Below are 12,188 nucleotides of genomic sequence, written 5' to 3'. Positions count from 1 at the left end.
AATGGATACAACTATGGATTGGCGCTGAAGAAAGATGGAAGCGTAGGAGTATGGGGAGGAACTAGCACAGATTTTAGGACCGTTAGTGGCCTAAGCGGTGCACAGGCAATCTCCGGGGGGATCAGAAATCATGTTATTTTGACAGATGGAAGTGTATGGTCCTGGATAAATGGCTCCCCAATTAAAGAGACTGGAATCAGCGAAGTTAATGCAATAGTGACAGGCAGATATCACATAGTAGTTACTAAAACTGATGGAAGCGCCTGGGCCTGGGGGAGTGATAACAGTGAAGGCCAGTTGGGAGATGGAACTACGGTGGCGCATAGCACACCGGCACTGGTGAAAGAAAATACTGCGCCAAAAGTGACCTTGACTTACCCGTTGGGAAGTGAGGAAGCGCCGGAGGAAATAATAATTGGAAAGCCATTAATTAAATGGAGTCAAAACGATGCTGCATTGACTCTTTTCACAGCTTATCAAGTTCAGATACTGAATGAAACGGGCGATGTTGTTGAGGATTCAGGTGAGCTGGTACAGAATTCGACATCAGCTACTGGATCGTGGCTTGTAATTAACTCACTTCCAGAGTATGAACCTCTTAGGGTTCAAGTGAGGGTAAAGGATCAGCAGGTTTGGTCAGAATGGTCGGAAAAGAAATGGTTTGTAATATACAATGCTTTAGGTGCCAAACTAAACAATAATTTGTCACTTGAGAAGTTCTCGGTCGTAGCCGGTGAACGTGCAACAGTAAGGGTGAGTGTGTATGACAATGTATATGCGGTTGATTCGAATATTTTGAATGGAACATTAAAAGTGAAAATCTCAGGTTATACTGTAGCATCAGCAGGAAGTTCTGGACAATTTGGAGATAAAGAACTTTCAACTGATGGAGAAACTATAGTTAATGTTCTATTTACTAACGGGGTTGCTGAGGTTCCTTTAATCTTGAATGTACCCGGAAAACAAAAGATTTATTATGAAGTTCTTGACATAGTAGATAGTATGAAAAAATTGGAAATCTATGTTATACCTTCTGAAGTACAGAAACAGACTTTAAACACAGAAATCAGCTTTCTTTATTTGAAAGAGCAATTATCCAAACCAATTCCTATCATTGTTGTAGAAAATTTGAATCATAGATATAAAAATATGAAATTTTGGCTATAGCTCTTCTTGCTTCAAACCACCGAATGAATCTATAACATATTTGAGTCTCCAAAAAAATGCTAAACCGCCCAACCTGATTAAAACAGGAAAGGTGGTTTAGTTTTTTTAGTCGCTCTATTCCTCAACCGTCTTCACCGAACTCGGCGTGTTCTTGTTCTTATACACCCACATCGCATACTCCAGCGGGCGCATCAACGCCTTGCGGTAGGTGCCGCTGTCGCCGGAGCGGGCGAAGACTTCGCGGGCGGGCTTGGGGTTGACCTCCAGCACGTAGATGTGTCCTTCGCGGTCAATGGCGAGGTCCAGCGCCAGCTCGCACAAGGCACCGAAGCTCTCCTCCAGAAAGGCTGCGGCGTCGAGGCCCAGCTTCTCTGCGGTCTTCATGGTTTTGCCGGCCTTCTCTTCGCTGCCGAGCCATTGTTTCAGCAGGATCTCGGCGCGGATGGCATGGCCGCCGCCGTGGAGATTCGAGGTGACGCTGCGGGCGGCGCCCACGCGGCCGGCCATGCCGGTCAGCTCCCAGGCGCCCTGGCCGTTCTTTTGCACAAGCATGCGGTAATCGTGGTAGCGTCCGCTCGGCAGGCGCAGCGGGATACCCTGCTGGACCAGGAACCGTCCGCCGAGGCACCACTGGCGCACTATAGAATCCAGACGGCTCAGCGACACCTTCCGGGGCGCGATGATCTGCCGGCTCTGGCGGCGTCCCTGGATATCGTATAGGGATTTACCTTGGCCCTGCCGTTCGATCCGCAGGATGCCGCGTCCACCCGTGCCGTTGATCGGCTTGACATAGACTACCGGACTGGATTTCAGCATCCGGTGAAGGTCAGCGGAGGACTGATACAGCAACGTTTCCGGCATGTGCTGCCGGAAGCGGCTCCGCTGCGAGAAGGTCTGGTGGACGGTCCATTTATTGCGCAGCGGCCGGTTCAGGAAGGTCAGGTGATTGTACCGCGCGCGGAAGTGCAACAGCTGCTGGAAGCGCTGGCTGCGCTGGATCCGGCAGCGGTCATAGATCATATTCGGAAGGGAGCGCCATTTGCGCGACCATGTTCCGCTTTTCACATCGTAGACGAGAGCATTAATCTGATCTTTACTGGCGTGCACATCGGCGGGGGTGAATACAAATACATCCAGGCCAATCCGGCTGCCTTCAATAATCATCCTCCGGTATACGCTTTTCTCTTCAAGCTGCCTTGCTTCGTTCAAATAGAGCGTAAGGATGCCTAAGACGGGTTCTGGCACAGGAGTTCACCTTCTTGTGGAAGAGTTGTGGACGGGCTGCCTGGGAGAAGCGGCGAACGGAGCAGCAGTGTGGGTTTGCCGGTAGGGCCATCGTGTAGTGCCACGGCCACAAGCCCTGTATTGAAGCACATCTTCAGGCTTGCCGTATTGTCGCAGGCTACAGTGCATTCCAGACTGCCCAGGCGTTCGAGCTGTGCGGACAGCAGCGCTGTTCCGGTATGACGGTTCCGGTACAAGGGGTGGACGGCAACAAGGCTGGCATCCTTGCCGAAGCCGGACACGAAGCTGACACCGGCAAGCTGTCGCCCGTTCTGGCCGCGTACCGTGGCAACCAGTAGTGACACGCCAGGCTGTGACAGCTGCTCTGGTGTAAGCCGGGCCAGCACTCTGCAACCACGAAACGTGATTCGCCGCTCACCGTGCTCCCTCAAGAACTCCAGCAAACCCGCCAGCCTGATGTTCCACCGCACCGGGTCACTGTCACATATGGAGGATATCTGCATGGTGGTCACTTCCTTTACTGGGTTACTTGGACTACTTGCTCTGACGGGACAGATGTTGACCGTAATGAAAGATCCGTTCCAGCGACAGCTTCCGGATTGCGGGCTCATCGAATTTCATTGGACGGGAGTTGGCCTCGAAGAACCACAGTCCGCCTTCCTCATCCACACCCAAATCCATGGACATCTCTCCAAGCATGGTTTCCGATGCCCGCTCAATTTGCCGGGCGATCAGCAGTGCGGTCGTAGGGACATTCTTCAGAATAGCTGTCGTCCGCTCGGTACCGAAGGTGCCTTCCAGCATAGCGGCAGGCTCCTCAATGCTGCCTCCCCGCGGAACATGGGTCGTAATGCTCCGGGCCCCAGCCAGCCGTGCGCCGATTCCGGTTACTGCCCAGGCCCCTTTGCCATTCTTTTGAAGAAGCACACGCAGATCGAAAGGGCGGCCGCGGTGTGCGGCAAGCGCAATCGCCTGTTGTACAATATAGCGTGAGCCTCCCCGTTCCCGACCGATCCGTGCCCAGAGACGCTCAAGGGAAGCTGCTTTATAGGTCACGTTTTTTTTGCCGCTCTGAATTTGCAGGCGGTAAGGCAGGCTGGTGTCCAGGCGATACTTCAGACGCATGATCCCTTTGCCCGCTTTTCCGTTCTCTGGTTTGAGATAGAGGCTGTCATGATTCTTCAGCATCGCAACCAGCGTATTTGCGCTGCGCAAACGTCTTGTTTTGGGGACATGCTTAGAGGTGGCACGTGACTCCTTCAACCATTCAAACAAATTCCACTTATTAAAAAAGCTGGGATTGTAGAGGTGGATTTCAGGATGCTCCAGACATTCTGCTATTTTGCGGGCGACAGGTGCTTTTTCCTCGTCTTCACGGTTTGGAATCCGGTTATATATGACCTGCGGCAATGGCATGGGGGTACTGTACCAGATCTTGCCGCTGGGGGAGGGAACGTAGCCGTTCACCACCCGCTCATCCAGTTTCAGATCGCGGACGGTGACGACATACACCCAATATCCCATTTCCTTGCCGGTACGGATAATATCACGGAAGTTTTCGCGGTTGCCGCGGAATTGCCGCAGCCGGTCGCTGGTTGTCAGAATGGCGATCACAGGTTTGCCGGGGTCGGGAATTCGGCTGTTCACAATTCATCCCTCCTGCGGAATTTGCTGAGGTACAGACAATGCTCCAGAATATGCTCGACGGAAGCTTTGCCCTCAGCACGCAGGGAAGGGTGGCGGAAGATTGAGCGTCCCGGTTTGGCGTTTGCCTCAAACATCCAGATGTCCTCATCCTGGTCAATGCCAAGGTCAAAACCGATTTCACCGATCAGATGCCTGTGTTGTATCTCTAGAGATTCGGCAAGCTTGACAGCCGTTGTTTTGGCCCGCTGTAATACTTCGTCGGCTCTGGCCCCGAAGACTCGCCCTAGAGCCTGCTGCGGAGTAAGCAGTGCGCCGCCGTTCTTGAGATGGGTGGTGACACTGCCCCGGCCGGCTTTTTTGGCGCCGATTCCGACGACAACCCACTGATTACTGCCGTTCTTGTGCATGTGAAAACGGAAGTCGATCGGGCAGCTGTCAATTTCAATCAGCCGGATGCCCTGCTGCACCACATAGCTTTGCAGACTTTGGCCGTGCCGGCCCCGCAGCATCCGCATCAGGCTGTCGAAGCTGGCGAAGCGCAGAAGCACATTTTTACCGTTCTTCCGGTAGCGGGCGAAGTAGCCCTTCTTCGGCAGATAGGTCAGCCGGTAGATCCCATGCCCCAGGCTGCCCGCTGAAGGTTTGTAATATACGAAATGATGGCGGTCGAGCATATCCCGCATCTGCTCCGGGCTCGGGTTGCTGTGCGTTTCAGGCACGAAGCGGCTCGCCGCGCTGTCATTCTCAAGCAACCGGTATATATCCGATTTGTTGAAAAAACTCCAATTGAAATAGGGGATCTTCTTCCGTCCAAAACGTTCACGCAGCTGGTTGATGTAGGGAGAAGTCTCAGCTCTCCGGCTGGGGAGCCGGTTGTAGACGACATCCGGAAGCGGGACCAGCTTGCGCTCGAATTTACCGCTGGCGTTCAGGAAATAGCCATTGACCTGCTCCTGCTGCCAGTCAATGTCCCGCGGCATAAACGCGAAGATGTAGCATTTGTTGCTTCCTTCCCGCAGCAGCTGCTTGATGAAGCCGGTACGGGAGCCAAAAGGCTGTGCCGAAGAAGCCGGACCGTCGGTTAGCACGCCGACAAGCGGACCGAGCTGAACTTCATCATTCTGCAGATTTCGCAGATAGACGCCGCCGGACTTTGGAATTTTGATTGCACTCTTCACACCCGAGGCGAGAAAAAGATGTTTACCGGCGCGTTTGATCGGCTTAATCATCGCCGGGATCGCATCTTTGCCCAGCCGCAGGCGGATATTTTTCTTACCGGTCAGTTTCAGGCTTCTCATCAGTTCACCCGAGACGTAGACTACTCTTTGGGGCTGCTTGGTAAAATGAACATTGCAAAAAGTGAGACCCATTTATGAATCCTCCTTAGGAACCATTGATTTCATTCTCCCGTTAATAACGGAGCGGTTCAGCGGCGAACACGCGGGTGTTCGCCGCAGAAGTAAGCAGCAGATGCCTGGTATAGCGCAGCGGGTTCTCGGCGGCGAGCCTAGCAGCCCGGCGGTCGCCCGTCAGCCGGAACACCGTGCGCCCTGGTTTGGAATTGGCTTCGAGCAGATAGATTCTGCCGGCGGGGTCCAGGCCGAAGTCGAGACCCAGCTCACCGAGTCTGCCGCAGGCCTCCTCCAGCAAGGGAGGCAGAAGAGCTGCTGCCGCGGCCAGCTCCTGCAGCAGCTCTTCTCCGGACTTACCGTATTCTGCAAGCAGGAACGGCAACGGAGCGACGGCTGTCCCTCCGCCATGCAGATTCGAAGTAAGTGAATCCGGCCTGCCCAGCCGAACAGCCATGCCGGTCAGCATCCAGGCGCCATGGCCGTTCTTTTGCATAAGCACGCGCACATCGAACGGCAGGCCGCGACGGTCTGTCAACTGCAGATAAGGCTGTATAATATAGCGGCGCGAGCCGGTGAAATCCTGGACCCAGCCCAGACCTTCATCCAGCGAGCCGAACACATGTTGAAAAGGAAGGTTAGCCCCATCCCGTCCGCGAAGGCTAATGCCTCCGCCTTTGCTTCGGGGTAACCTTACAGCATGAAGTGTGCGTTTGCCGTGCGAGCCGGCCCGTGGCTTCAGGAACACGCCTTGTTCTCTTTCCGCAAGCATGGTTCCGAGCTCCCCGGTATCCTTGTAGATCCGGGTCTCGGGCAGAAGACCGGCAGCCCTTCGGCTGCGCCGGAGTATTTCGTAGACGCCCCATTTATCCGGAATTCCGCGCGACCAGGGGAGGGAGCGTGAAAGGGCGGCCAAGGCGGAGGAAGCTGCTCTTTTCTCCTGCGGACTTGTAATCAGGCAACGGTTGTACAGGACATCCGGGGCAGAGGTGCATACAGACTTCCATTGCCCATCCTCCCAGGTATATCCGTTGACGGTTCGGCCGTCGCTGGCTACGCCATACGGGTGGAACACAATGACCTGGAGATCGTACAGCGGGGCCGCCCGGCACAGCCTTGTGCAGAACTCCGGTTCTGCGATAGGGGGATTCCCATGGCTTCGCCCTGTCATAATGCCTAGTAACCCCAATGCGGTCTCCGTCATGATGTCCTCCTTATAACCCGGCCAGATAGCGGCAATATAGAATCATTTGCTTCACAGACGGCCGGATCTTCTGATCGTTCAGCGGGGTATTGTCGTTCTTGGATGGCTTGGAATTGACCTCCAAAAGCCAAATTCTCCCGGATTGGTCCAGAGCGAGGTCGATACCCAGCTCTCCGAAATGCGCGGGAATGTAGGTTTCTACACCTCTGGCGATAGCCAGAGCCGCCCGGGGCAGCTGGACCTGCGAGCTCTCTTTTACACCAGAGGGCAGATTACTCTTGGTGATTGCTTCCCGAACAGTGCTAAGCGTCCCCCCGCGGGCCAGATTGGAGACGAAATGATTGCTTCCGGCCGTACGGGCGACAATGGAGGTGACGCCCCATTTGCCGGTACCGTTCTTTTGCACAAGAGCTCGGAAATCGACAGGCCGCCGCCCCAGCTCCATCAGGTTCAGACCTTGCTGAATCTGATAACGTGTGGTCTTCATCTTGGGAGCGAAGGACTGGAACAGCTTGGTCAGGCTGGGATAGCTTTGTTTGCGGGTACCCAGCGGTGTAGTGGACAACAGCTGGTAGCCACCGCCCTCTTCCTTAGAAATGCGCAGAATTCCTTTGCCGAGACTGCCGCGAACCGGTTTGAGGAACACACTGTTGTAGGTGCCGCACATCTTCTTTAACACGGCAAAACCTTTCAGGGCATGGGATTCCGGTAAATATCTCTGCAGCGTGGCATCTTGCGCCAGCGCTTCAAATACTTCTGTCTTGTCAAGAAATTTTTCATTGAAAAAGTGTGTACCATAGCGGGATTTTACATCGGCCAGAAAATGCTGTACGCTAGGTTTGTTCTCTACCTTTCGCGTTGTAAGCCGATTGTTGATCACATCGGCAACAGGAAGACTCAGCTTCCGCCAGCCCTCATCGTATACCCAGCCCTGAATGGAGGAACTGCGCGCTTCCAGTGCTTCAGGGGTGAAGAAATAGACATAGGCGCCTTGCGCATGGCAGGCATGGGTAAGCTCCCGGCAGAACATGGTGATCGGGCCGAACAACCGGTCAGGATGATCCGGGTAGTCACGGCTCACCAGTACACCGATCATCGGCCCGAGGCGCAAGGTACGGCTTCCCGGACTGTAGGAGACATTGAGCGTAAGCCGCTGTCTGAGCCCGAGCCGGCGGGCCAGTGCTTCGCTGACACGCAGACTATCGGTTTTGGGAACCGGAATGACCGTAACCTCCTGACGGAATGACCCGAAGGTGAGCTGGATGGAGCCATGCGCCGGTATTTTGAGCCTCTTGATGGATTTGTCGCCAAGCATTACAGCGTTTTCCTGCAGGATGCCCGAGTGGACCGTGTGGACCGGGATCTTGAACTTAGACATCGTGGATCTCCTTCCGGTAGGCAGCATGATGCCGGCTATTGAATCTTTAGGGTTACATATCATTCATCATATGGAGACATCTGACCCTTGGTGATTGACCTATTCTTTATACTCACAAAACTTTAGGAGGAACTAATATGAACGTAATTGACAAGGCGCATGAATTGGCGCGTGCCATTAAAGACAGCAGCGAGGTCGCAGATATCGCAAGCGCAATGAAGGTGATTGAAGCGGATCAGGAGAGCAAGCGTATGCTCGATAACTTCCGCCAGAACCAGATTGAACTGCAGCAACGGATGATGAGCGGAGAAATGCCTCCACAGGAGGAAATGGAGAAGATGGAGAAGCTGTTCGAGGTGCTGAACCTGAATCTGGGCATCCGCAGATTGTTCGATGCGGAACGACGTCTCAGTGTGGTTATTGAGGATGTGAACAAAATCATTACAGACAGCCTGTCGCAAATGTACGGCGGGGCACAGTAGTCTCTCAGTCTGTATGATACCTGCACCATCATGAAAAAACGGGGGTCGTCCTTTAGCCTATGCGGCTGGAGGACGGCCCCCGTTTTGGTGTTTCAACCTAAATTCAGCAGCGGCAGGCTAGTCCTGCTTGCCCTCCACTGCGCACAGCAGAATTCCGGCAGCCAGAGCGAGACGGCGGTCAAGCAGGCCTTTGCGGTCCTCGGAGAAGTCGGCGATAATTTTGGTGACAAAGGGATTGAAGTTCTGCCGGAAAGCAGGAATGGTAACGTCCCTGAGCTCAATGTTATATTTTTGCGGAATCAGTGTAATGACACGCCGCAGCAGCGCCATAAGGGCACTGTCTTCCTTGATCAATCCGATTTCAGAATCGTGACTGTCCAGCAGAATCCATTCATCCTTCACAATCGATTTGAGCCCTTTGCGGCGCAGTGCGCCGAGATGCTCGCCAGTCTCCGAGTCATGCACATCATAGGTGGCGCTGAAATCAATGACATTGCGCGCCTTGATACGCAGCAGTTCCGTTGTCATACTCTCGTCGTTGTAGATGGAAATATCTTCTTTCAGCTTGAAAGCCTTCATTTGCGAATACAGCACAAGCTCCTCTGAGCTGTTGTAGATATGCAGTTTGGCTCCCATGATGGAGAATACCTTTTTACGGATTATGTACTCGGAATAGTTAAATGCATTGTTCAATGGAAATCCCTCCCTGGAATGTATCCATCATCTCATACCACAGCGGTCCTTGCTATAAGCAAAACTCACCTTCGCATCTTTTTTCATGACTTGTCTCATAATTCAGTTAGCGGGTTCATAGAGTAGAGATATAGATTCAATTGAACAACTCTTGAGAGAGAAGGAGCGGTCTTCATGAAAAAAAGAAACAAATTCAAGCATGTCATCTACATGCTGGCGGCACTGGCCATGCTGCTCTACGCGCTGCCGCAGCTGTCTTTTCAGAACGGTCCCGGCTGGGTGCTTGGTTTCGGTGTCGTCTGGTGTATTTTTGCCTTTCTGGTCATTGCTTCACATCTGCATTTCATTATCGGCGTGGATGAAGAGAAGCACAAACGGCTGGAGGCTGTCCGCAAGCATAAGCTGGAACAGTGGCAAAACAAATGGAAGGATGAACCGGCCAGAGTGTCGCAAAGATCCTGAGTATGAGAATTGCAGATATGTCCATCCTCTGAGTCCGCTGCAGCAGCGGGATCGGGGGATTTTTCATAGGGTTCCCTCAGCGGACATCAGGTTTTCCACTGGATAATCCATGCTATCCAAATGCCCGGACAAGCGGTTGTGCTCCTGTGTTCCGAACGTGTATAATGGGTACAGAATAGTACAGATCGGAGCATGGGGGTGTAACAGTTGGAAGGTCAAGTCGATAACATAACCAAGCATGAACAACTGCTGCAACACATCGAAAGCCTGAAGGTAGGGACCAAAATTTCCGTCCGCAAGCTGGCAAAGGAAATGGGCGTCAGTGAAGGTACGGCATACCGTGCAGTGAAGGAAGCCGAGAATCTAGGCATCGTCATTACCAAGGAGCGGATCGGCACAGTCCGGGTGGAAAAGAAACCCCGTAACATCTCCGACCAGTTGACCTTCGGGGATGTGGTTGATATTGTAGAAGGCCATGTGCTGGGCGGAGCGGACGGACTGAACAAACATCTGCATAAATATGTTATTGGGGCCATGAAGGTGGATGCGATGATCCGCTATATTGATGCGGACAGCCTCCTGATCGTCGGGAACCGTGAGGATGTGCACTCGCTTGCACTGGAGCAGGGAGCAGGGGTGTTGGTGACCGGGGGCTTCGGGACAAGCCGTGACGTCAAGGCACAGGCCGATGAATTGGATCTGCCTGTGATTTCCTCGCGGCATGATACGTTTACGGTGGCGTCGATGATTAACCGGGCGATTTTTGACCGGCTGATCAAGAAGAAAATTATGCTCGTTGAAGATATCGTTGATAACAAGCCTCGCCTGAACATACTCAAAATTTCCAGCACGGTCGGCGAGCTCCGTCAGCTGTCCTTGGACAGCGGGGAACAGCGCTTCCCGGTAACGGATGAGTGGAACCGGGTCATTGGGATCGTGGGCCGCCGCGATGTGGAGGAGCTTGCCGAGGGGGTAAGTATTGAGAAAGCCATGGTCCGCAGCCCGATTACTGCCGGACTTCAGACCTCGCTGGCATCGGCGGCCCAGATTATGATGTGGGAGGGTATTGACTTCCTGCCGATCGTTGACCGCAACCGTAAGCTGGTCGGCTCGCTGACCCGCAGAGAAGTATTGCAGAGCCTGCGGGACGCCAGCAACCAGCCTCAGCTCGGAGAAACCTTCGATCATCTGATCTGGAACGGCTTTGCCGATGAGCGGGATGAGGAGGGGAAGCTTTTTTTCCATGGCTTTATTACCCCGCAGATGGCAACGGACCTGGGGACTATCTCCGAAGGTGTATTGTCTACACTGATGACGCTCTCTGCCTTCAAGGCAGCCAAGGATATCACGGGCAATGATTATGTGCTTGATAACATGTCTACCTACTTTATCCGTCCGGTTCAGATCGAGCACTCGATTATGGTGATGCCGAAGCTGCTGGAAATTAGCCGCCGGTCCTGCAAAATGGAAATCGAAATCAGCCACTTGGAAACCCTTGTTGCCAAAGCGGTACTGCTGCTGCAATCGATAGATCATGGCTGACGGTCGCGGATTCCGATAAGCAGACCAGCAAGCGAGTGTTATCAATTGCCGGCTGTGACTAGTTTCAACTATGGACTCTTATAAATATAAGTTCAGCTATACTTGTCAAAAAGACTATCCCGTGCGCCGGAGATAGTCTTTTTGCGATACAACCCATTACACATATACGATACAGCCGTTATCCTCCAGCCTCTGCAGCCAGCCCGGAACGGTTAACTCATGATTCCAGCGCAGATCCAAGCGTTCCAGACCCTCGATTTCCAGTAAAGATTCGGGGAGTTCCGTCAGATGATTACTTCTCAAATCCAGCTCTAATAGATTCGTCAATCGTCCGATTCTCTCAGGGAGCCCAGAAAGCCGGTTATTCCGCAGATTCAGCCTCCGCAGCCTGGTACATTCGGTTACAGATTCCGGTACATGAAGCAACTGATTATCTTCAGCATCCAATACCCGGAGACGCGGCAGTCCGCCGAATATCTCCGGGAGTCCGGAGAGACGGTTTTTTTTGAGATGCAGTTCCCTAAGGTTAACGAGTTTTCCGCAAGCTTCGGGTAAGGCAGTTAATTGATTGTTCATGATCCGCAATTCGACCATTCGGGTAAGACCGCCAAGCTCAGCAGGTAATTCCGTAAGTGAATTATCGCTAAGGTTCAAATATTTCAGCTTATCCAGTTGTCCTATTTCAGGAGGGACGGTGTGGAAACGATTGTTATGGAGATATAGGTAGTCTTCCAGCTGAGCCAGCTTTCCAATTTCCGCTGGAACCGTTTCGATTTGGTTATGGCCGAAATCAATCATTTTGACCTTGCAGAGGGTTTGGATTTCAGGTGGAATGCTCTGAAGTCTATTACCGGAAAGATTCAAGATTTCCAGATTGTGCATCAGAAATACCTCATCGGGAATGCTGCTGAACATATTGTCATAAAGATTCAGATCGGTTATTTCACTTAAGGGCTGATCCAGCTCCGGCATTACTGCCAGCCTGCTGTGGGATCCATCGATTTTCACGGGGTTACCTC

At 52.8% G+C, this 12,188-nt stretch carries 12 protein-coding genes; 4 read left to right on the top strand and 8 right to left on the bottom strand.

Annotated features, from left to right (window positions below; genetic code table 11):
• Nucleotides 1-1,167, top strand: a 1,167-nt coding sequence (locus A3849_RS11475; protein ID WP_372237758.1) for an RCC1 domain-containing protein, incomplete at its 5' end; no start/stop codon positions are given.
• Nucleotides 1,168-1,281: 114 nt separating this feature from the next.
• Here the strand turns inward: A3849_RS11475 and A3849_RS11470 are convergent.
• The 6 genes from A3849_RS11470 to A3849_RS11445 are packed head-to-tail and all read right to left on the bottom strand — an operon-like array spanning nt 1,282 to nt 7,990.
• A complete protein-coding gene (locus A3849_RS11470; RefSeq protein ID WP_074111532.1) occupies nt 1,282-2,412 on the bottom strand; it encodes a YheC/YheD family endospore coat-associated protein in 1,131 nt (376 codons plus the stop codon).
• A complete protein-coding gene (locus A3849_RS11465; RefSeq protein WP_074111531.1) occupies nt 2,394-2,915 on the bottom strand; it encodes a GNAT family N-acetyltransferase in 522 nt (173 codons plus the stop codon). Before A3849_RS11465 ends, A3849_RS11470 begins: the two co-directional genes overlap by 19 nt.
• A 31-nt stretch (nt 2,916-2,946) precedes the next feature.
• On the bottom strand, nt 2,947-4,059 hold the full coding sequence (locus A3849_RS11460; protein ID WP_074111530.1) for a YheC/YheD family endospore coat-associated protein: 1,113 nt from the start codon (nt 4,057-4,059) through the stop codon (nt 2,947-2,949).
• Nucleotides 4,056-5,429: a YheC/YheD family endospore coat-associated protein gene (locus tag A3849_RS11455; protein ID WP_074111529.1), complete on the bottom strand. Its 1,374-nt coding sequence runs from the start codon at nt 5,427-5,429 to the stop codon at nt 4,056-4,058. Before A3849_RS11455 ends, A3849_RS11460 begins: the two co-directional genes overlap by 4 nt.
• A 40-nt stretch (nt 5,430-5,469) precedes the next feature.
• The gene (locus A3849_RS11450; protein ID WP_074111528.1) at nt 5,470-6,612 is read right to left on the bottom strand and encodes a YheC/YheD family endospore coat-associated protein; all 1,143 of its coding nucleotides are present in this window, start codon (nt 6,610-6,612) and stop codon (nt 5,470-5,472) included.
• A 10-nt stretch (nt 6,613-6,622) separates the two neighbouring features.
• On the bottom strand, nt 6,623-7,990 hold the full coding sequence (locus A3849_RS11445; protein ID WP_074111527.1) for a YheC/YheD family endospore coat-associated protein: 1,368 nt from the start codon (nt 7,988-7,990) through the stop codon (nt 6,623-6,625).
• Between the two features lie 137 nt (nt 7,991-8,127).
• On the opposite strand from A3849_RS11445, the gene A3849_RS11440 reads away from it, so the two are divergent.
• A complete protein-coding gene (locus tag A3849_RS11440; protein ID WP_074084006.1) occupies nt 8,128-8,472 on the top strand; it encodes a YlbF family regulator in 345 nt (114 codons plus the stop codon).
• Between the two features lie 117 nt (nt 8,473-8,589).
• Here A3849_RS11440 and A3849_RS11435 read toward each other — a convergent pair whose 3' ends face one another.
• A complete protein-coding gene (locus A3849_RS11435) occupies nt 8,590-9,165 on the bottom strand; it encodes an LURP-one-related family protein (RefSeq protein ID WP_074111526.1) in 576 nt (191 codons plus the stop codon).
• 174 nt (nt 9,166-9,339) lie between these two features.
• Here A3849_RS11435 and A3849_RS11430 point away from each other — a divergent pair, with 174 nt between their 5' ends.
• Nucleotides 9,340-9,627 (top strand): hypothetical protein, encoded by a 288-nt coding sequence (locus A3849_RS11430; protein ID WP_074111525.1) that lies wholly within the window; start codon nt 9,340-9,342, stop codon nt 9,625-9,627.
• Between the two features lie 207 nt (nt 9,628-9,834).
• Nucleotides 9,835-11,169, top strand: coding sequence for a DRTGG domain-containing protein (locus A3849_RS11425; protein WP_074111524.1), 1,335 nt, complete (start codon nt 9,835-9,837; stop codon nt 11,167-11,169).
• A 156-nt stretch (nt 11,170-11,325) separates the two neighbouring features.
• Here the strand turns inward: A3849_RS11425 and A3849_RS11420 are convergent, their stop codons facing one another.
• Entirely contained in the window at nt 11,326-12,177 is an 852-nt protein-coding gene (locus tag A3849_RS11420) for a leucine-rich repeat domain-containing protein (RefSeq protein ID WP_256700734.1), read from the bottom strand.
• Nucleotides 12,178-12,188 lie beyond the last annotated feature (11 nt).

Origin of the sequence: Paenibacillus sp. P46E (assembly GCF_001909095.1) — a bacterium.
Classification (GTDB): Bacteria; Bacillota; Bacilli; order Paenibacillales; family Paenibacillaceae; genus Paenibacillus_AQ; species Paenibacillus_AQ helianthi.
The sequence above is the reverse complement of the archived record's forward strand: the minus strand, read 5'-3'. Positions and strand labels throughout refer to the sequence as shown.

Excerpts from the sequence above, each read along its gene's own strand:
- A3849_RS11465 (WP_074111531.1), bottom strand. The coding sequence starts at position 2,915 with ATGCAGATATCCTCCATATGTGACAGTGACCCGGTGCGGTGGAACATC.
- A3849_RS11455 (WP_074111529.1), bottom strand. The coding sequence starts at position 5,429 with ATGGGTCTCACTTTTTGCAATGTTCATTTTACCAAGCAGCCCCAAAGA.
- A3849_RS11450 (WP_074111528.1), bottom strand. The coding sequence starts at position 6,612 with ATGACGGAGACCGCATTGGGGTTACTAGGCATTATGACAGGGCGAAGC.
- A3849_RS11445 (WP_074111527.1), bottom strand. The coding sequence starts at position 7,990 with ATGTCTAAGTTCAAGATCCCGGTCCACACGGTCCACTCGGGCATCCTG.
- A3849_RS11440 (WP_074084006.1), top strand. The coding sequence starts at position 8,128 with ATGAACGTAATTGACAAGGCGCATGAATTGGCGCGTGCCATTAAAGAC.
- A3849_RS11430 (WP_074111525.1), top strand. The coding sequence starts at position 9,340 with ATGAAAAAAAGAAACAAATTCAAGCATGTCATCTACATGCTGGCGGCA.